The organism is Vibrio sp. PNB23_22_6 (assembly GCF_052877535.1).
Genome location: NZ_JBNFXP010000002.1, coordinates 31,626 through 52,281, shown reverse-complemented (window position 1 = coordinate 52,281; position 20,656 = coordinate 31,626). Strand labels below are relative to the sequence as shown.

The 20,656-nt window shown below is 45.6% G+C and carries 17 protein-coding genes; 9 read left to right on the top strand and 8 right to left on the bottom strand.

Going from position 1 to position 20,656, the window contains the following annotated elements; translation table 11 throughout:
* The first annotated feature begins 171 nt into the window (after positions 1-171).
* Both ACVA54_RS02035 and ACVA54_RS02030 read left to right on the top strand, forming a co-directional pair.
* Positions 172-1,758, top strand: a complete 1,587-nt coding sequence (locus ACVA54_RS02035; protein ID WP_446649370.1) for a family 16 glycosylhydrolase — start codon at positions 172-174, stop codon at positions 1,756-1,758.
* 391 nt (positions 1,759-2,149) lie between these two features.
* Positions 2,150-3,475 carry a carbohydrate porin gene (locus tag ACVA54_RS02030; RefSeq protein ID WP_119464181.1) on the top strand — a complete coding sequence of 442 codons (1,326 nt, stop codon included), beginning with the start codon at positions 2,150-2,152 and terminating at the stop codon, positions 3,473-3,475.
* A 162-nt stretch (positions 3,476-3,637) separates the two neighbouring features.
* On the opposite strand, the gene ACVA54_RS02025 is transcribed toward ACVA54_RS02030, so the two are convergent.
* Positions 3,638-4,543: a helix-turn-helix domain-containing protein gene (locus ACVA54_RS02025; RefSeq protein WP_099078401.1), complete on the bottom strand. Its 906-nt coding sequence runs from the start codon at positions 4,541-4,543 to the stop codon at positions 3,638-3,640.
* A gap of 261 nt (positions 4,544-4,804) precedes the next feature.
* On the opposite strand from ACVA54_RS02025, the gene ACVA54_RS02020 reads away from it, so the two are divergent.
* Complete coding sequence (locus ACVA54_RS02020) at positions 4,805-7,579, top strand: glycoside hydrolase family 3 protein (RefSeq protein ID WP_446631573.1); 2,775 nt, start codon at positions 4,805-4,807, stop codon at positions 7,577-7,579.
* Between the two features lie 196 nt (positions 7,580-7,775).
* On the top strand, positions 7,776-9,116 hold the full coding sequence (locus tag ACVA54_RS02015) for an MATE family efflux transporter (protein ID WP_099078399.1): 1,341 nt from the start codon (positions 7,776-7,778) through the stop codon (positions 9,114-9,116).
* 119 nt (positions 9,117-9,235) lie between these two features.
* Here the strand turns inward: ACVA54_RS02015 and ACVA54_RS02010 are convergent, their stop codons facing one another.
* Positions 9,236-10,177, bottom strand: coding sequence for a Dyp-type peroxidase (locus ACVA54_RS02010; protein WP_099078398.1), 942 nt, complete (start codon positions 10,175-10,177; stop codon positions 9,236-9,238).
* A 191-nt stretch (positions 10,178-10,368) separates the two neighbouring features.
* Positions 10,369-12,048, bottom strand: a complete 1,680-nt coding sequence (locus tag ACVA54_RS02005) for a pseudouridine synthase (protein ID WP_099078397.1) — start codon at positions 12,046-12,048, stop codon at positions 10,369-10,371.
* Between the two features lie 189 nt (positions 12,049-12,237).
* Between ACVA54_RS02005 and ACVA54_RS02000 the strand changes: the two genes are divergently transcribed.
* Positions 12,238-13,035, top strand: a complete 798-nt coding sequence (locus tag ACVA54_RS02000; protein ID WP_446617196.1) for an HAD family hydrolase — start codon at positions 12,238-12,240, stop codon at positions 13,033-13,035.
* 131 nt (positions 13,036-13,166) lie between these two features.
* On the opposite strand, the gene ACVA54_RS01995 is transcribed toward ACVA54_RS02000, so the two are convergent.
* A complete protein-coding gene (locus ACVA54_RS01995) occupies positions 13,167-13,568 on the bottom strand; it encodes a hypothetical protein (protein ID WP_446649369.1) in 402 nt (133 codons plus the stop codon).
* Between the two features lie 241 nt (positions 13,569-13,809).
* On the opposite strand from ACVA54_RS01995, the gene ACVA54_RS01990 reads away from it, so the two are divergent.
* On the top strand, positions 13,810-14,187 hold the full coding sequence (locus ACVA54_RS01990) for a DUF805 domain-containing protein (RefSeq protein WP_099078394.1): 378 nt from the start codon (positions 13,810-13,812) through the stop codon (positions 14,185-14,187).
* Between the two features lie 81 nt (positions 14,188-14,268).
* Here the strand turns inward: ACVA54_RS01990 and fghA are convergent, their stop codons facing one another.
* Positions 14,269-15,108, bottom strand: a complete 840-nt coding sequence (gene fghA, locus ACVA54_RS01985) for an S-formylglutathione hydrolase (protein ID WP_446579150.1) — start codon at positions 15,106-15,108, stop codon at positions 14,269-14,271.
* A gap of 101 nt (positions 15,109-15,209) precedes the next feature.
* Positions 15,210-16,358: an S-(hydroxymethyl)glutathione dehydrogenase/class III alcohol dehydrogenase gene (locus ACVA54_RS01980; protein WP_446649368.1), complete on the bottom strand. Its 1,149-nt coding sequence runs from the start codon at positions 16,356-16,358 to the stop codon at positions 15,210-15,212.
* A 250-nt stretch (positions 16,359-16,608) separates the two neighbouring features.
* On the opposite strand from ACVA54_RS01980, the gene ACVA54_RS01975 reads away from it, so the two are divergent.
* On the top strand, positions 16,609-16,929 hold the full coding sequence (locus ACVA54_RS01975) for a GNAT family N-acetyltransferase (RefSeq protein ID WP_446642226.1): 321 nt from the start codon (positions 16,609-16,611) through the stop codon (positions 16,927-16,929).
* A gap of 471 nt (positions 16,930-17,400) precedes the next feature.
* On the opposite strand, the gene ACVA54_RS01970 is transcribed toward ACVA54_RS01975, so the two are convergent.
* Positions 17,401-17,985 (bottom strand): LysE family translocator, encoded by a 585-nt coding sequence (locus ACVA54_RS01970; protein WP_446649367.1) that lies wholly within the window; start codon positions 17,983-17,985, stop codon positions 17,401-17,403.
* A 135-nt stretch (positions 17,986-18,120) separates the two neighbouring features.
* Between ACVA54_RS01970 and ACVA54_RS01965 the strand changes: the two genes are divergently transcribed.
* Together ACVA54_RS01965 and ACVA54_RS01960 are read left to right on the top strand one after the other, a co-directional pair.
* On the top strand, positions 18,121-18,561 hold the full coding sequence (locus ACVA54_RS01965; protein WP_446598886.1) for an Lrp/AsnC family transcriptional regulator: 441 nt from the start codon (positions 18,121-18,123) through the stop codon (positions 18,559-18,561).
* 216 nt (positions 18,562-18,777) lie between these two features.
* Positions 18,778-19,956: a lytic polysaccharide monooxygenase gene (locus ACVA54_RS01960; protein WP_446649366.1), complete on the top strand. Its 1,179-nt coding sequence runs from the start codon at positions 18,778-18,780 to the stop codon at positions 19,954-19,956.
* Positions 19,957-20,021: 65 nt separating this feature from the next.
* Here the strand turns inward: ACVA54_RS01960 and ACVA54_RS01955 are convergent, their stop codons facing one another.
* Positions 20,022-20,645 carry an HAD-IB family phosphatase gene (locus tag ACVA54_RS01955; RefSeq protein WP_446644789.1) on the bottom strand — a complete coding sequence of 208 codons (624 nt, stop codon included), beginning with the start codon at positions 20,643-20,645 and terminating at the stop codon, positions 20,022-20,024.
* Between the last annotated feature and the right edge of the window lie 11 nt (positions 20,646-20,656).

The window sequence follows — 20,656 nt, the reverse complement described above, 5'->3', positions numbered from 1 at the left end:
GATTTGATATCGCTTTAATCATAATCGGCTATATCACAAGGTATAGCCGAATTTTAACAATAATAATTGTCAGCATATGTGTTTGTGCAGCGCGATCAGTGCAGGCAAAAGCAGTATGCGATATGGATTGATTAGTAACATTTGCAGCGCATATGCTGCTGGAGAACTTGGATGCAAAAAAACATACTCAAACCACTTGGCCTCGCTGTGACCATGGGTTTGTTGGCAGGGTGTCAATCAACTGGTGACCACGATGGTGGAACGGATTTCAGCTTAACTAAAAAGCCTACTGTATTAACTAATACTCCTGTTGAACCAAGCGATAAATGGCAGCTAGTATGGGAAGATGAGTTTGAAGGTGACAAAATCAGCAGTCGTAATTGGTCTTTAGAAGAAAACTGTTGGGGCGGAGGAAACAATGAACAGCAGTGCTATACTAAACGCGCACGCAATGCCTTTGTTCAAGATGGCTTATTGCACATCGTAGCTCATAAAGAAAGTTTTACTGGCCCGGATGACGCAGAAGGTAAACCGGGGGCAAACAAAACTCTACCGTATACTTCGGCACGCCTTCGCACTAAAGGTAAACGAGACCACAAATATGGTCGTTTTGAAATCCGCGCTAAACTGCCAACCGGTCAGGGAACTTGGCCTGCATTTTGGATGTTACCAACTGACAATAAATACGGCACTTGGGCAGCATCAGGCGAAATCGATATTTTAGAAGCGGTGAACTTAAAAGCGCAATCTGATGCGCCAGGGGCGAAACCGGGTGATAAAGAAAATCGCATATACGGCAGCTTACATTACGGAAAAAAATGGCCTGATAACGTATATACAGGGCAAGCGGCTACCTTACCAGATGGGGTCAATCCAGCCGATGGTTTTCACACCTATGCAATTGAGTGGGAAGAGGGCGAAATCCGCTGGTATGTAGACAATATTCACTATGCGACACAAACGGCTGATGGTTGGTACAGTCAATATGAAGTTGATGGCCAACTGGTGAATGCAAAATCCCCAGCGCCTTTTGATGAGCGATTCCACTTATTACTCAATCTGGCGGTCGGTGGTGCCTGGTCGGCGAATGCGAATGAAAAAGGTGTGGATGATAACGATTATCCGAAAACCTTGCTTGTAGATTCCGTCAAAGTTTATCGTTGTGGTGTTGATCGATGGAAAGGCAAAGGTTGTGCAGCGGTAGGTGATCAAGCGATCGTACTAGATGGTCTTAAAGCACCAGCCATTTTGGCACAAGATGACAGTTACGCAGATGGTCCACTGTTGGCGATTTTTGAAGATGCGCTCAACAGCAGCCTCGCATATGGCAGCTACGATCCAATGAATCTCATCGAGCATGAAGAAATTGACGAGGTTAGCCGCGGTAAAGTGCTTAAGATTACAAAACAAAATGGCGCAGGTAACATCTACTTCCGTTCACCGACAACGGATATAAGACACTGGTTGGAAACGGGTGAATTAGTGTTTGATATCAAAGTGGATGAGATGACCGATGGCAGTGAACTGATGGTGAAAACCGACAGCGGGTGGCCTAAAGCATCTGACATGACGGTAACATTGCCAGAAATGGGACAATGGGGTGAAGTGCGAATTAAGCTCGCGGACCTGCTTGCACAAACAAACCGTTTTGTCGCTGGCAATCAAGCTGACCCAGCGGCTATCACTAACTTACTCGTGTTTGAGCCTACAGCCGCGATGACATTTAGTTTAGATAACGTGCGTTTTGCGAAACCGTAATCAAAATGTGTAACCAAAGCTCGCAAAAGTGATTTTGCGAGCTTTTTGCTTTTCTTAATTTGGATGCTTTTGGGGCCTGTTTATAGATAACTCTCTGATACATAAATGGGCATACTCAAAGGTCACTAGACAAGAAATTGATAATTTGTATATAGATTTGTGATCAATAACCAAGAAAGCGCTTTCTTTGATGGGCGGGGTCACGGTTTATGCTTAATGATCAATTTATAATTTCAACATACTGAACAAAGTACTTGAGGCTATATATTATTGGTTTCATTGTACTATTGAACGCATGCATATTCATTGTGATCGTCATGGATGTTCAGTTTTTTTTAAAATAAAAAGAAAGCGCTTTCTTTGAAGGCATTTGATAGAACATGGAGTTAATATGAAACTTTCTAAGCTTACCCTTGCTTGCTTGGTTGCGACAGCAGGTTTATCCGCAGCACCGGTTGTTCACGCTGAGAAATCCGATGGTTTTGAGTTCCACGGTTATTTCCGTGCTGGCGCTCTTTTCAGTGAAAATGACGATTTTAAACGCGCTAAATTCCCTGCATCGAAAGAGCGTTTAGGTCGCATGGGTGTGGAGTCTGACAACCATTTTGAGCTTGCGCTACAGAAAAACTTTGTTAATGACGCAGATCAAAAAATCCGAATCAAAACTCGCCTTGGCGCTAACAACGCACAACTAGCGTCTAACCAACTTGGTACAAACGCAGATGCAGCAAACAGTGAAGTTGGTTTAGTTGAAACGTTCGTTGAGTTTGAAAACGTTTCTGAAACAGGTGTTATCTGGGGGGGTAAGCGTTTTTACGGTAAAGAAAATTATATTTTCATGACCGACTTCTTCTATACCGATATGTCAGGGACGGGGTTTGGTATTGAAGGCGTCCAACTAGGTGGTAATGCATGGGATTTTGCTTACATTGCTAGTGATGACTCAGGTGATGCCAATTTTTGGGGTGATAGTAACAATATCATGCATGCGTTGCATGCAGGAGTAAACTTTGGCTCACTTGAAGTGATGGCGATGGCGAAGTTCATGCCAGATAACGTAGTGAAACTGTTTGGTGAGGACGAGGTTTTCGCTGAAAGCGGCTTTGAAATGACCGGTATTTACAACAGCGATTCTGTGTTTGGTTTGTCTGATAAAGGCTTTACTAAGTACATTGTTCAAGCGGGTAAAGGTTTAGGTTCAGGTAACCTGTTAGGTGGCACTATCACCACTTACAACACGTACAAACCTGGTAGTGATTATCAAAGCTGGCTAACCACAGGTTCAGGCTGTGGTACCTCATGTGTTAAAGCGGTTGATGAGGACAACATGTCGGTGCGTGGTTTGGTTTGGGGTGGTTACTTCTTTGAAAATGGCGTGAGCGTTTTCCACTCAATCCAAACGCAATATAATGATTTTGAAGATAAATCTTCAGACGGGTGGGTGTCAGCAATGGTTCGTCCTTCCTTCCCTGTTGCGCAAAACTTCTTTATCGCGACAGAAGGCGGCATGATGTACAACTATGAAGATCGTAACGGTGAATCAAACAGTTCGTACGATTACAAACTGACGGTTGCACCAACGATGGTGGTAAGTTCTGGCTTTGGTCCGAACCCGGAAATCCGTTTGCTTGCTTCTTACCTAGGTGGTGAAGACCGAGATGGTAACAGTAAAGATGGTGATTTTATTGTTGGTTTCCAAGCAGATATGTGGTGGTAATCACTGCTTTTGCTCATAACTCGGGTGCAGTTCTTGGGGGCTGCACCACATTAAGTTAGCAATATGCGAGAGAATAGAGTCAAAACAGGAGCCTTGATGTGTTCCAAGTTGTTTGAGTACTAACGGGGGAGCTCGATTATATTGCAGTGAATGGATGCCCATTCATAGCCGCTCAGAGAGCGGCTTTTTTATGTCGTGTAAGAAATATTCTTTGCGGTAACTTCTCGGACTGCGCTGAAATTTCTGCTTAAAGCACTTCGAGAAATAATTACTGTCGGCAAAGCCACATTCTTCGGCGATGTTCAGCACCGAGCGTTCATTTTCATCACACAGCAGTTTGGTGGCGTAATTGAGCTGTACTTCTCGCAGGTATTGATTTGGAGAGGTGTTTAAGAACTGGCGAAATAGCCTTTCTAATTGACGTTTACTGATAAAGGCCGCTTTGGCTATCGCGTCACTATTCACCCCGATATCGTTAAAATGTTGCTCAATAAAGACCAATGCTCGGCTTAGTGCCAAAGTGGTCTGTGGCAAGTCCTCGCTTTGATTTTGATACATGCGCGCTAATGCGATAACCAACTGCTGCATTAAGCTCGTGAGCATGACCTCAAACCCTGGTTGTGACGCTTGGTATTCATTTTTTAACGTGTGGAGCAGGCGTTCAATTTTTGGCAATTGCTGGCAGTCGAGAGTGAGCTTCGCCTTGTATTCTGTGGTCTGGCGTGCAATGGGCTCTACTTTGAACATGGCTTGATAACCAGACAACTGACGCATCGAAGGGATTTCAAAAAATGGGGTTTGTGAGTCGAACATTAAGTTGATAATTTTGAGTCTATTGACATCTCGAAAGCCGTGTTCAATATCGCCGTTGATGACAAACACATCGCCTTTATGCAGCGGATACTCGTAGTTGGCGACCGTGTGCTTACCGCTACCGCTTACCACCAAAAACAGTTCAGAAAAGTCATGTTTATGCGCGGCAAAATCGCAATGATGATGCCCATCCACGTAAGCAAACTTAAGGTGGGGATGTTTCTGATGTGCTTTGAGTTGATAGGTAATGCTCATGTCGCGATATTCCTTTTTTTTGTCGCCATTTTGGTAGAATGGCGCACCTGCTCAGCATACTATTTCTCCACAGTAAAAAGAATCTTAACCGGTGTTTTTAGCCTGTTTTTGCGGGGCTAGTGACGTTTTTCTTTAAAGAAAAATTCCGAGCACATCCCCTGTTAATTTCAATAATTAATAACGTGACTTCGCATGACGCAAGAGTCGTACTTAGTCAGATCTCATTCCAAGAAACAAAAGTGAACGGTTGTGTGGTTGTATATGAACAATAATCGAATTAGCCAAGCGCAAAATAACCTGGTCCCAGTCAGCCGCCAAGCCGCGGCAGAAGGGATCGTACTGCTGAAAAATACTGACTCTGCGCTGCCATTGAACGCGCAAGATAACGTTTCTCTGTTTGGTCGTTGCCAAATCGACACTTACCGCAGTGGTACTGGCTCTGGTGGCGCGGTAAACGTTCCATACGCAATCAGTGCGTTAGATGGTCTGCGTGCGAATAGTCATGTGCGTTTGAATGAAGAGTTAGTTGCGATTTATCAAGACTGGATTGCGGATCACCCATTTGATGATGGCGGTGGTGGTTGGGCTGCCGAGCCTTGGTTCCAGCAAGAAATGCCATTGACTGACGATCTGGTGGCGAAAGCGGCCGAACAATCGAACAAGGCGATGGTCTTTATTGGCCGTACCGCTGGTGAAGACCAAGATAATGCGGATGAAGCGGGCAGTTATCGCCTGACTGAGAAAGAGTTGGACATGATCGCGAAAGTGAATCGTCATTTCACCGATGTGATTATTGTAATGAACGTGACCAACATCATGGACATGGCGTGGCTTAATTCCGTTGAAAATCACTCGTCAATCAAAGCGGTACTATATAGCTGGGCGGCTGGTATGGAAGGTGGTCATGGTCTGGCGGATGTGGTGTCTGGTTTACAATCACCAAGTGGACGCCTGACGGATTCGATTGCTTACCAACTGGCTGACTATCCATCGTCTGCTAACTTTGGACGCAAAGATCGCAACGTCTACGCGGAAGATATTTACGTTGGCTACCGTTATTTTGAAACTTTCAATCCGGAAGTGGTGCAGTTTGAATTTGGTGCAGGTTTATCTTACACCGAATTTCAGCGCGAATTAGTGATGTTCAAGTACGAAGGTGCGGGGGCTGACGCTGTTATTCACTTTGATATCAAGGTAACCAACCTGGGCAAAGAGTTTGCTAGTAAAGAGGTTGTGCAACTGTATGTTGAAGCGCCACAGGGTGAATTGGGTAAGCCTTCGCGAGTTCTGGCAGGCTTTGCCAAAACGCAAACAATTCAACCAGGCGCAAGTGAAGTGGTGCGCATTTCCGTTCCGGTTGCATCGTTGGCTTCTTACGATGACAGCGGCGTGACGGGTCATCGTAGCTGCTACGTTTTAGAAGCGGGGACTTATCAGTTCTGCTTGGGTGGCAGTGTGCGTCATGCTCAAGCTATCGAAGCAACGCTGGAGCTGGAAGCGCTGTTGGTGATTGAAGCGCTAAGTGAAGCTTGTGCGCCTATCCATGAGTTTGAACGTATCAAGCCAGCACAAAAGAATGATAATGGTGTGTTCCATTTGAGCCGTGAAGCAGTACCACAGCGCACAGTAAATCTGGCGGAACGTATTCAAGCGAACATGCCACGCAGTTATGAAATCACCGGTAACCAAGGCATTAAACTTATCGACGTTAAGCAGGGCAAAGCAAGCCTAGCCACGTTTGTCGCTCAAATGACACCAGAGCAGTTAGCAACCATTGTTCGCGGTGAAGGCATGTGCAGCCCAAAAGTCACGCCGGGGACGGCTGCTGCCTTTGGAGGGGTGTGTGACAGTCTGTTTGAATTGGGGATTCCAGTTGCAGCAGCAGCGGATGGCCCTTCTGGAATCCGTATGGACAGCGGTCATAAAGCGACCCAAGTTCCGATCGGCACGTTGCTCGGTTGTACTTGGAACTCAGCGTTGAACGAAGAGTTGTTTTATTTGATCGGCCAAGAGCTACGAGCGAATCACATCGATACCTTGCTTGGTCCTGGCATTAATATTCATCGTCATCCATTAAATGGCCGTAACTTTGAGTATTTCTCTGAAGACCCGTTTATGACGGGTGTCATGGCGGCGGCGCAAACTCGTGGCTTAAGTAAGGCGGGGGTGTCGGGCACCATCAAACATTATGCGGCAAACGATCAGGAAACCGCGCGTGTTGATGTCGACAGCATTATGTCGGAACGTGCGCTACGTGAAGTGCATATTAAACCTTTCGAGATGGCGGTGAAAGAGGGGCAGGCATCGACCATCATGACGTCGTATAACCCGGTTAATGGTCATTGGGCGGCATCAAACTATGATCTTAACACCACGATTTTGCGTGAAGAATGGGGCTACACTGGTATCGTCATGACGGATTGGTGGGCGAAAATGAACGATCCTGTTGAAGCTGGAGCGGAGAGTAAAACCTTCACCTCGTTCATGGTGCGTGCACAAAATGACCTGTATATGGTGGTGGAAAATGATGGCGCTGAAAGCAATGCTATGGGCGATGACACGTTAGAAGCGTTGGAAAACGGCACGCTCACCATTGGCGAATTACAACGCAGTGCGATGAACATTTGTCGCTTTATTATGGCTGCGCCAGTTATGGATCGCCCGTTGAAGGCGTATGAGCCGATCAAAACATTTGTTGCGCAAAACGAAGCGCCAGAGGGGCAAATTCAACCTATTGGTCAAGATATTGTACTGAATACAAAAGTGAATGCTTCGGTGGTTATCGAAGTCCGTGAGGCAGGGGTTTACCAGTTTAATGGTGTGATGAAGTACGAGCGAGATTCGTTGGCGCAATCATCGTGCAGTTTGTCGTTTAATGGTGATTTTAGCATGACGCTGCCATTGCACGGCACCGACGGTGAGTTAATCACGGTCGAAGGTTTACAAGTGAAGTTGACCCCGGGTTTTTACACCTTAGATATTGACTTTGTTAAGCCAGGCTTAGAGCTAGAAAAAATCGCCATTATCAAACAATAGGCACTAAATGATAGCGTGACGTTATGGTTTCAGTGTGGATGGAGCGGTCGAGGGGGCATTTTCTTAAAAATAACCTTAAAAGTAACGTGACTTTGAGTACAAAAGTTATACAATCCGCGCACAAAATCAGTCAATAATACCAACTGCTTCACAGTTTTCTGTGGAGCAGTTTTTAGTTTTAAGAAAGGTCAGATAGATGCCGAAAAGCCAAAACATCAACCAGCGCATGTCCATTGTGGCATTGGCTTGGCCGATACTTGTTGAAATACTGCTAAGGACAGCACTAGGCACTAGTGATGTGTTCATGCTAAGTGGTTACTCAGATAAAGCGGTATCTGCGGTCGGTGTTATCACTCAACTTACGTTCTTCCTTATCATTGTTTCGACTTTCGTTAGCAGCGGAACAGGGATATTGATTGCGCAATATAACGGTGCAGGGCGTGAGAATGATTCAGTGAACGTCGGCGTTGCGAGTATTGTACTGTCGGTGATTGTGGGTGTGTTTCTTAGTGTGCTCGCTGTCATTGGTGCGGTGTTCTTCTTACCGTATTACGGCCTTGAAGCTCAAGTGGAACAGTATGCTCGTGAATATCTGCTGATCAGCGGTGCAATGACGTTTAACGTCACCATGGGTATTGTTTTCACAACGATTTTGCGTAGCCATGGCTATTCACGTTCGCCAATGGTAGTGAACTTGATCAGTGGCGTGTTTAACATTATTGGTAACTATATTGCTCTTTATCAACCGTTCGGTTTACCGGTGTATGGTGTAGAGGGGGTTGCAGTGGCAACTGTGGTTAGCCAAGTGATTGGAACATTGATGCTTGGCGTGATTCTTACCCGTAGCCGCATTGAAGTGCCAATGTCTAAGTTTAAGCAAGTGCCGGGTGAGGTTTATAAAAAGATTCTCAAGATTGGCGGTATGAACGCTGGAGAGGTGCTATCTTACAATATGGCACAAATCTGTATTGTCTACTTTGTGGTACAGATGGGCACATCATCACTTGCCGCTCTGACTTATGCGCAAAATATTGCACGTTTCTCGTTTGCGTTTGCGTTGGCAATCGGTCAGGCCGCGCAAATCCAGACGGGGTACTACATTGGCAAAGGTTGGGTAACCAGTATTCTTAAGCGCGTACAAATCTATTTCTTGGTGGGTTTTGTAGCCTCAACCGTTGTGACGGCTTTGATTTATTTTTTCCGTGATGACATTTTAGCGGTGTTCACCGATCAGCCCGAAATCTTGGCGTTGACCGGCACTCTGATTATGGGGTCGATCCTGCTAGAAGCCGGGCGCGTATTTAACTTAATTTTCATCTCGGCACTGAAAGGAGCGGGTGATATTAAGTTCCCTGTTCAAATGGGGATTCTGAGTATGTGGGGATTAGGTGTCGTGTTCTCCTATATCTTCGGTATTCATCTTGGCTATGGTGTCATTGGCGCATGGATGGCGATTGCCCTGGATGAATGGGTACGAGGTATCATCATGGCAAGACGCTGGCGCTCGCAGGTGTGGACGAAGTTTAAGGTGAGTTAACATCGTTCATTGATTGATTGATGGTGATGGATTTAGTGAAATTGGTGTGACAAGAAGAGTGGATTGATTTACCACTCTTCTTGTTTTTACAACGCTATCGAATAGAGGGGCGTTTTCGTTCAGTCTTCAAAACGTTGTTCAAGGAAGGAAGTCGGCGGAACAAAGTAATTGTTCCCCGTTTTAGCTTCTACGAAATCCAGCAGCCGATCGTAATGGCCTTGATCGTCAGCATGAATCATTTGAGTGAGAGAGGTTTCAATAACCGAAACCGAAGCGGAAAATCCGACGAACATGGTTCCGTGCTCTAACGCATTGCCGTAAGGACGGTTTTGACGAAACATTTTGATCTCTTCCCCCTCAATTTCTACTTTGCTTTTCGCGTTATGCGCCCAAACGGGTTTGGTGTCATCGTCTAGTTCAATGTCATCCATTTTCGTTCGACCGACTACCATCTCTTGCTGCTCTGTAGGTAATGCATCCCAGTCATTATCACGATCGACATAACGTTGAACCACTAAATAGCTGCCACCGATTTCGTTTTCATTCCCGTTGGCGACGACAACAGAGGCGATGCGCTCATGATCGATTGGGTTTTCCGTGCCATCAACAAAGTCAATCATGTCTCGATTATCTAGGTACTTAAAGCCTTGAACATCTTCGATTAAGTTTGTAATTGTTTTGAGTGCTTTTGCGCTGTACTTGGCTACCTGGAAGTTAAGGTCTTTTCGTTCTGATTTGATCATTAAGAAAATGTCACCCTCAGTAGAGGGAAAGCGTCTTGGACCATTTTCCATTTGAGGAAATGGATGTAACTCTGATGGCAATGCAACATCAGGAAAAAGCATAGGCCAAGCGTTAGCTGAAAAGCCATAAGTGACACTCAGATTGGCCGAAGGGTCTTTTTGTCGGATCGATTTCTCGATGCCCGGCAGTTGTGAAAGGGCGGACGTAATCTCATCGATGTGCATCCATTGGTCCTTAAGCGCAAAGGTTAAAAACTCAGCGTGAGTGGTTGGGTCTGTGAGTGCGCCTGGCTGGGCAAGTTTGGCAAGTTCCTTCATATTCAACCTTATCAAAAATATCGGGACGGTTGGAATGAGTATAGGACAGCTTTCTTTAAATAAGAGTACGCAGTAACAGGTGGTGTTTTAGAGCTATTTAGAACAGCATTACCTTGCGGATGCGGATGCGGATGCGGATGCGGATGCGGATGCGGATGCGGTGTCGAGGTGTATTCCCCGACTCGCAGGCACTAGAATTCACAATCAGCCTGAAATCGCATGCGTTCTTTGCTGTAAGGATGGTTCAACTCTAACATCTCCGCATGCAAGTGCAGGCGGTTAGCTTTCTCGCCATACAGGCCATCGCCGACCATGGGCATGTTCAAGCCCATATGGTGCGCGCAGTGCACACGTAATTGGTGAGTACGTCCGGTTTTTGGGTACATGTACACCTTGCTACGCTCGCCTTTCACTTCAATTAACTGCCAGTAAGTTTCGGCTGGCTTACCATGTTCAAAGCACACAAGCTGGCGTGGTCGGTCGTCAGGGTCACCACGCATTGGCAGTGAGATCTCACCTTCAGACTCGGTTAATATACCTTCTAGCAGCGCCATATAACGCTTTTGTACACCACGGCTGATGAACTGTTTTTGCAGGCTCTTATTCGCCCGTTTGGTCAAAGCAAATACCAAAATGCCCGACGTCGCCATATCCAAACGATGAATCACAAATGGGCCTTCTACGTCTGGGAACAGAGTTTGTAGGCGCGTATAGGCTGAATCTTTGATGGTTTTACCCGGAACGGAAAGCAAGCCAGAAGGCTTGTTCACTATCACCATTGCTTCGTCTTGGTATAGGATTTCTAGCTCTTTGTCTTCTGCCCAGTTCTCTGCTAATGGGTTTGCTTCCACCTCCAAGCCTTGCATCATATGGCCCAAAATTGGCTGACACTTACTGTTGCACGATGGGTAGAATTTCTTGTGTTGGCGCACTTCCGACTTAGGTGAAGCGCCCCACCAAAACTCCGCTAAAGCAAGCGGTTGGTAGCCATGTTTATATGCAAATTGAAGTAATTTAGGTGCCGCACACTCACCTGAACCTGCTGGTGGCACTGGGTTAGTGGTATGGGCAAAAATGTCAACTAAGTCGCGTTTTGCACTTCGATTATCTAAGAATTGGTATTGTTTATGCAGTTTGTGTTGCAGGGCATTAGACAAGACTCTGCGTTGCTCTTTTAGCGATGCCAATGTCTGCTCTAACTCTGATAGGCGCACTTCTTTGATTGCTAACTTTTCATCCCAAGCTTGCTTGAGGTACTTGAGGACGTTTTTTTCAGCCACGCTCTGTTTGCCCAAATCGTCCAACAGCGCTTTTAACTCTTCTGAACTTAGCGTTTGCTCACCTTGCTTACGCTGCTGTTTGCGTTCTGCACGTCTTGCAATCATCACTTGGCGGTGAGCATTTTCTTCTTGCGCATAAGCCGTGCGGTCGGCTTTAATTTCAGCTTTCAGTTGTGCTAGTTCTGGATTGGCAGCAAAGGCTTTGTACTGTGCATTTGCCGCGTTGATTGCGTCGGTTTCGTTGCGGAAAAATCCTTCTTCTGTCAGCATATCGAACACTGGCGGAACAAAACCGGGTAGTAAATTCTGATCAGCAATCTTGCCGGAAAAGGCGCTGAAAAAACCAAGCTCACCTTGTGGGTTACGTACTAGCAAAACTCCGAACATCTTGCCGCGTCCGCTTTGCTCATTCTCAAGCCCGAAATCATGTTCGAAGTCAGTTTGTGTCATTAGGTGCTGTTGCAATTGCTCAGCAGCCAACACACACAATGGATGAGGCGTGTAGTAGAACGGAAACGTAAACTGCGCTGGCAAATCGTAGCCAGAAATGTCTGCAGCAAATCGAGTAAAGCATTGTTCAGGCGAGTGCATGATTGAGAGTCCACGCGAATAAAAATCGAGCGAGGATTGTACCTGTTTTGAGAGGGATTGCTATCTTGATTTCTGAGGCGATTTCATCTTGAGATTCATCCAAGATCCTGTACCTTACTAGCTAATTTTTAGCAGCCTTGCTCCACTTTTTGAGTGATTTGCGCTGCACCATTTATAGAGTTTAAGTTGATGTCACAAGCTAGTATTAAATTTATCGCCGCCGATATGGATGGCACCTTGCTTGACCAATACGGTCGTTTAGACCCTGATTTCTTTGATCTGTTTTTGCAGTTAGAAGAGAAGGGCATTTTGTTTTCGGCTGCATCGGGTCGTCAGTATTACAGTTTGCGCGATACGTTTTCACCGATTCAAGATCGTATGATTTATGTGGCGGAAAACGGCACCTTGGTGATGTATCAAGATAAAGAGCTGTATAGCTGCACGATTCCAAAAGCAGAAATTGATGAGATTGTAAAAGCGGCTCGCGCAGTTGAAGGGACGCACCTCGTATTGTGCGGTAAACGTTCAGCTTATGTCGAGACCAAAGCCCCCCACGCACTGGAAGAGTTCCAAAAATACTACCATCGCTGCGAGTACGTGCCCGATCTGTTGGCGGTTGAAGATGATTTTATCAAGGTTGCGATTTGTCATTTTGGTGGTACAGAAGAGTTGGTTTATCCAACGATGAAGGCAAAATTTGATGACACTCATCAAGTCGTAGTGAGTGCAAAAATTTGGCTAGATATCATGAATGCGCAAGCATCAAAGGGGGCGGCAATCAAGCATTTGCAAGAGACGATGAACTTTGGCCCAGAAGAAACCATGGCGTTTGGTGATTACTTCAATGACATAGAGATGCTCAAAGTGAGTGAACATTCCTACGCGATGGAAAATGCCCACGAAGCGGTGAAGAAAGTGGCCCGTTTTTCTGCACCAAGTAACCGTGACTCTGGTGTTATGAAAGTGATCCGAGAGAAAGTGCTTTAGTCTTAGCATAATACTAATCACAGTAAGTAAATGAACAGTTATTTACTACGATTGCTATAAGTATGCCTTAGACAAACAAAAGCCCCGCGTATTCCGCGGGGCTTTTATGTTATTAGGTGTTGAGGAACGAATTAGCGCACGTAGTTAGCGGTTGCACTAACAAGCCAGTGTTGCAGTTTGCCCTCTGTGTTAGCTACCCACAGATCGTTGTGGTAACGATAGATGCGTCCGTTGACCGTTAGCGATAAAGTATTTTCGCCAGTCTGCTCCATGCGAATAAATTGATCTGACGTGACCAAAAATGGTTCGGCATCGTCAATGCCGTTGCCCTTGCTAACCACAAAGTAGCCAAACATATTACCTGCATCCGGGTCAGTCGAATGAATGCGGTGGCCGATCAGGACATAGTTATCGTTGAGTGCTTCCTCAAGGATCTTTTGCCCCATTGTTTCATGAGATGGAATAAACATCCAAGCCAATACACCTATGGCAATGACTAGCAGTAGCAGCATTGCTCGCATGAATTTTTTCATTATGTTTTCCGTTTAACGTTGGAATTTCATTTTATATATGTGCTTATCAGCTAAATTGATCAGGAAGTCAAACTTGGTCCATATTTAAATCATGGTGATTAACACTATTAGCCAGGGTCGATAGGTGAAATATCAAAATAAATTGGAACAATACGATACCTTTATAAAGGGTATATAGTCAGTGAATAGCGTATTTGATGCTCAGTAGTGAAAACGGTGAGTAGGCAGAAGGAGAGAGAATATGTTTGATTGGTATTTGGGGGTGATCCGCAATTACACCGGATTTAGTGGACGAGCCAGGCGGCAAGAGTATTGGTATTTTACTTTGGTGAATATCTTGGTCAATTTAGTGATGAACATCATTGACCGTATTATGGGTAATGTATTTCAAATCGAAAACTTTGGCTTGTTTGGCGTGCTTTATGCGCTGTTTATCCTTATTCCTTCGCTTGCTGTGACCGTACGTCGCCTGCATGATACGGATCGTACAGGTTGGTGGGTATTCATCGCCATTATCCCAATCATCGGCTTTTTAGTCATGCTGTATTTCTTGGTGCAAGACAGCGAAGAGGGAACAAACCAATATGGCGACAACCCGAAGACGGTCCAATCCATGTAATCTTAATCTGAGATTCGGATATTGGATGAACCACCATTGATCGGAGTGTCCTCTGGTGGTTTTTCAAGTTCGAGTCTCTTGTTATGCAAACAAATACTTGGCGTGGAAGTTCAAGTGTTCAGCAATAAAGCTCGAGATAAAGAAGTAGCTGTGGTCATAGCCTGGCTGCATACGAAGCTTTAACGCTGAATTGTGTGTTTTGGCTGCTGCCAGTAACGCTTCAGGCTTTAATTGTTCCGCGAGGAAGTTATCTGCATCACCTTGATCAACCAAGATTGGCAGTGGCGATTGGCTTTGTTTGAGAAGCTCGCTCGCATCGTACTGTTTCCAACTTTCAATATCAGTGCCTAGGTAAGCGGTAAACGCTTTCTGACCCCAAGGGCATTGCATTGGGTTGCTGATTGGGCTAAATGCTGAAATTGAGCGGTACTGCTGTGAATTTTTTAGACCAATGGTGATCGCACCGTGGCCACCCATGCTGTGGCCCGAAATCGACTTCACGTCAGAGACTGGGAAGTTGCTTTCAATGATTGCAGGTAGCTCTTGAGTGATGTAGTCGTACATGTGGTAGTGACGTGACCACGGCTCTTGAGTTGCGTTTAGGTAGAAACCTGCACCGTTACCTAGATCGTAGTTCTCATCATCTGCAACATCGTCGCCACGTGGGCTGGTATCCGGTGCCACAATGGCGATGCCTAACTCAGACGCCATTTGAAATGCTCCGGCTTTCTGCATGAAGTTTTCATCGGTGCAGGTCAAGCCTGACAACCAGTAAATCACTGGTACTGGGTTTGATTTGGTTGCGTTAGGCGGCAAGAAGATCGCGAAGCGCATGTTGCAGTTCAAAGCGCGTGATTCGTGAGTGTACTGTTTATGCCAACCACCGAATACTTTGGCTTGGCTTAGGCTTTCAATGGTCATGGTCATCTCTCGATAAAACAAGGGCCTTAGAGCGGCTTAGTTAGTCGGCAAGTGAAAGTTTGCGACTCTCTTTCGATGTAAAAGAGAGCCGAAGCTTAAGGTTACTTATCCATGTGAAGAACAGTACGGATAGATTCACCTTTGTGCATCAATTCGAATGCTTCGTTCACGTCTTGTAGACCCATCGTGTGAGTGATGAATTCTTGTAGGCCGAACTCACCCGCCATGTAACGGTTTACGATTTCTGGAAGCTCTGAGCGGCCTTTAACACCACCGAAAGCAGAACCACGCCATACGCGGCCAGTCACTAGTTGGAATGGACGAGTTGAGATCTCTTGACCTGCACCCGCAACACCAATGATGACTGACTCCCCCCAACCTTTGTGACAACACTCAAGTGCTTGACGCATCACGTTTACGTTACCGATACATTCGAATGAGTAGTCAACACCACCGTCTGTCATCTCAACGATAACGTCTTGGATTGGTTTGTCGAATTTCATTGGGTTGATGCAATCAGTTGCGCCAAGTTGTTTTGCTAGTTCGAACTTGCTCTCGTTGATGTCTACACCAATGATTTTGCTTGCACCAGCCATACGCGCACCGATGATTGCAGAAAGACCGATACCGCCTAGACCGAATACAGCAACAGTGTCGCCTTTTTCGACTTTCGCTGTGTTCAGTACCGCACCCATACCAGTGGTTACGCCACAACCTAGAAGACAAACTTCTTCAAGTGGTGCTTCTTTATTTACTTTTGCTAGTGAGATCTCTGGAAGAACCGTGTACTCAGAGAAAGTAGAACAACCCATGTAGTGGAAGATTGTCTCACCGTTGATAGAGAAGCGGCTTGTGCCGTCTGGCATTAGGCCTTTACCTTGAGTTTCACGAACTGCCTGACATAGGTTAGTTTTGCCAGATTTGCAGAATTTACACTCACCACATTCTGCTGTGTAAAGCGGAATTACGTGGTCGCCAACTTCAACACTTGTTACGCCTTCGCCAACCATTTCAACGATACCGCCGCCTTCGTGGCCAAGGATTGAAGGGAAAATACCTTCTGGATCGTCACCTGATAGAGTGAATGCGTCAGTGTGACAAACACCAGTTGCTACGATGCGAACTAGAACTTCGCCCGCTTTAGGAAGTTGTACATCAACTTCTTCCATTTTTAGTGGTTCGCCAGCTGCCCATGCAACCATTGCTTTAGATGTGATGTGAGTTTGACCTGGTTTGATTTCAAGTGCCATTGGATGTTTCCTTTACATTCTTAATATAGGGAGTGACGTCATAAGCGTAGTAGAGCTTTTATCTCCGCGCTGCGTCGTTTTGTTGGTGCCCATTTTAGGTATTTATAGAAAAATGATAATCTGGCTAAATTGAAAATGATTTTTACGTATTTGTAATAGTTGAGGCAGTGGTGTTGTTATTTACGCTGTCTCTCAGTAAGTGAGTTTTCAAAGGTTTACTTTTAAATTTGAAAAATAAATATGGTAAATCATGCGCTTTGAATACTTGCTTGATGATGAAGTCACCCAAGAACTCGATGCTAAGTTAAGAGCTTTGCTGTCCACTTGCTTTGCCAAGGAGCAAAACAAAATTTTCCCAATCCAACGCTATTTCAATGAATTGCCTCGCCATCACTATCTACTTTGGGATGGCAATAGACTTGCCGCTCATATTGCTGTGCATGAAAAGCAAGTCATGATTGACGATCAATCCTGTCCTATTTGTGGTATTGCTGAAGTCTGCGTCGATTCGGGTTCATGTGGGCAGGGATTAGTAAAAATATTGCTGAGGCTGTTCATTAGGACGCGTTAGAAAGAGGCGATGCATTTCAGCCCTGCTTGGCCTCACCTCGGTTTATCAATCCAGTGGCTATCAGCCCATCAATAACTTAAAGACGAAAGTTGCCCCGCATCATTGTGTCGGCACTGATGAGACCATGGTACGCTCTCTCAAAATCATTTGGCCACAACAGACGGTTCATTTAGTCGGCTAGCCTTTTTAAACAGATTTTCTCCGCATTTCACTTTGTGTGACGAACCTGTCAGCATCGTGCTTGTCGGTCAGAATGAATGGGGTGTCGCTATTAAGAAAGAAAAGCGACAAAGCAGTGAAAGAAAAGCCAAAATCGAATGTATCGATAAAGCTTATGTTTGATGGTGTTAATATTCTTTTCACTGCCATTGCGACTATGACCCAATCCAACTCTATAAGTGGCGATTATTTGTACTTGCCGATCAAAGGACTTGCCAAAACTTGATCACACTTATCCTTGCTTTTTGTCATTTATATCATTGGGATAGTCGATAAAAGCAGAAGAGCAGCCATGACATAGTTGAAGCTTTTCAATCGTTTAGATGTGGTTAGCCAAAGCTGAAGCTGCATGCCTGCTGCCGTCCAAAATGTCACTGAAGGCAAGTTTGCTAAGCAGAAAATGCCCGCGATGAAAGCCAGTTCAAGCCAAGAGCCACCACTGCTATAAACTGTAATTGCGGTAAGCGCCATAGACCAACCTTTTGGGTTCACCCATTGAAAGGCAACGGCGGCTAAAAAGCTCATTGGGCGGTAATCGCCTTTCACTTCGGCCTTGCTGCTGGTGGCAATTTTGTACGTTAGGTACAGCAAGTAGGCCAAGCTCAATGCCTTAAGAATGCTATGCGTAACCGGGTAGGTGTGAAACAGGCCCATCAAGCCAATGCCAACCAGAATTAGCATGGCAGCAAAACCAAAAATGATGCCCAGCATATGAGGGATCGTCCGCTTAAAGCCGACGTTTGCGCCGGATGTCATGAGCATGATGTTGTTTGGGCCTGGCGTGAACGTCGAGACAAACGCAAACAGTGCTAATGCACCAAGCTGATGGATTTCCATAATATTGTCCTTCATTGCGCGCCGTAAACGCTCGGGGCTGAGTGATTCTGTTTAAGAACAATGATAGGTAGAACAGGCATCAATTTTGTGCTTTTATTTGGTGTAAACCGGTTAGGAAGACAATAAATGAGCGTTATGGATAGATTTGACGAAAGAATATTGCAAGAGCTGAAATTGGACGGAAGAATTTCCAATGTAGAGTTATCAGAGCGCGTTGGATTGTCGCCTTCAGCGACGCTGCGACGGGTACAAGAGCTTGAGCGAAAAGGCGTGATCAAAGGCTACCGTGCGGTGCTGGATAACCAGAAAATGGGCGTCGGGTTTATCGCGTATGTGTCGATTGGTTTAGCGTCTCACTCTAAGCATGCGCAGCTTGGTTTTGAAGAGCACGTCCGTTTTGTCAATGAAGTCGTTGAATGTCACAACATCACTGGTGCAAATGAGTATTTATTGCGCGTAGAGACGCAAGATTTGGCCGCTTACAAAGCATTTCACGCGGATGTATTAGGTGAGTGTGAGCATGTCAAAGCGATCACCACGATGGTGGTGATGGACACACCAAAAGACGAGCGTTGATCCTTAAAGACAGACACGACTTTATAGCTCCTTAATTTGAAGTGGCTCGAAAGAGTCAGTCGAGTATGAGAATACCTAACATTAAATGCTGGAAAGCATTCAGCAATCTGACAAATCCAGTATTTATTCTCATCTTCTAAATAATCTCATCCTGCTAGTTTTTCTAGGTTGCTGCTTGGTTCGTGAGTGGCGAGTCAGTTAATTTAAGGATGAATGATGAAATCATACGTAACCCTCCCTCTGGTGAGCTTGGGCGCAGTCACGGCTTTAAGCTCTTTTAATGTCAATGCTCATGGCTGGGTCGAGTTTCCAAGCGCACGCCAAAACACCTGTTATTTAGATGGTGGATTTTGGACCAATGAAATTCCAAACCAAGCTTGTCAGGCGGCTTATGACGAATCGGGTGCATACCCATTTGTGCAGCGCAGTGAAATTGCCGCGAATGTGCCAAACTACCGCGATATGGCCCATGTGAAAGCAATCGTACGTGACGGTGAGCTTTGTTCGGCGGGTGATGCTGCTAAGAAAGGTTTGAATATCCCATCGCCAGACTGGCAGCGTACCAATGTAACGCTAGATACCAATAACCAAATTGAGATGGTGTTCTTTGGTAAAGCGCCACATAACCCGTCTTATTGGGAGTTTTATCTTTCCAAACCAACTTATGATGATACACAGCCTCTTACTTGGAATGATTTAGAACTGATGGATACCGCTGGTGATGTGTATGTTGATGCAGAAAAACGCTACCGCATTCAAGTGACGTTTCCTGCTGATCGTTCAGGTGATGCGATTCTTTACACTCGCTGGCAGCGTATCGATGTGGCAGGTGAAGGCTTCTACAATTGTAGCGATATTACGTTGAATGGTAATGGTACCACTCCGCCAACTGATCCCGTCGATCCAACCGAACCGAGCAATAACCTGACAGAACTCGGTTACTTTGTACCACAAGGCTTTGGTCCTATTGAGTCTGGTGATACGGTTCGTTTCCGTACCTTTGATACCTCAGGTGCTGAGATCGTCGACATTTCGCTACCAATCAGTACCAATAACACCACCACATGGGCGGCTGAATTGGCTGATCAATTCAACGCCCAGCAAACCGGTGATTGGTACGTGGGTATTTGGCATCAAGACATGAACCACTACATGTTTGATACGAATAATATCTACGCTAACCAAGTGCTCGCACCAAATGCGAACTTTAGCTATGCACTATCGTTGATTAAAGGTGATGTACCGCCGCCCGTTGAGCCTGTCAATCTATGGAAAAAAGACGCGGTTTACACTAAGAAAGATACGGTTACTCACAACGGCCAAGAGTGGACTGCTCAATGGTGGACGCGCGGCGAAGAACCTGGCACGACAGGTCAGTGGGGCGTGTGGCGTTAAGCCAAATATAGATGATTAAAATACAAAGCCCTTCTCAAGGTGAGAAGGGCTTTTTGTCTGTGGATCTATTGCTTCTCGTGTGGCCAAGGCTGCCAATTCAGCATGGCGTGGTCAGCCAACGTGAGCATTGGAATATCTTCGTGAGTATCGCCATAAGCATAAATGGTGTCATAGTTGTTGAGGTCAAAAGCGGCTTTCACCCGCTCCACTTTCCTTTCCAAACTGCAATCACCACTCTGGTACAGGCCGCTGATATAAGTACGGTTTGACAGGATTTCACTGCAAAGTAGCTGATAACCTTGTGCTTTGCACCAAGGTGTAAGGTATGCATTAAGAGAGGCAGAAACCACGACGATAGTGTCTGCCTGTTGTTGGTGGCAGTTCAGTTTATCTTGCGCAGCAGGGCGAATATGGAGAGTAATTACCTCGCGAGCAAATTTCTCTCCCAGCGCTTGTACCTGCTTGGTTTCCCTGCCAGAAAAAGCAATAAAACTGGCGATCGGGCGCATACATCGCGCTGGAATAATGCCAGCTTTGTACAGCATATAAAATGGCATGATCACGATTCTGCCAAGCCACTTACGTAAGCCTGAGGCCGAATAATTGAGGAATAGGTGAAACATATCCTCGTCAGTGATGGTGCCATCAAAGTCAAACAGTGCCAGTGATGGCTTGTGTGGAGCTGACAAATCTGTCGCCT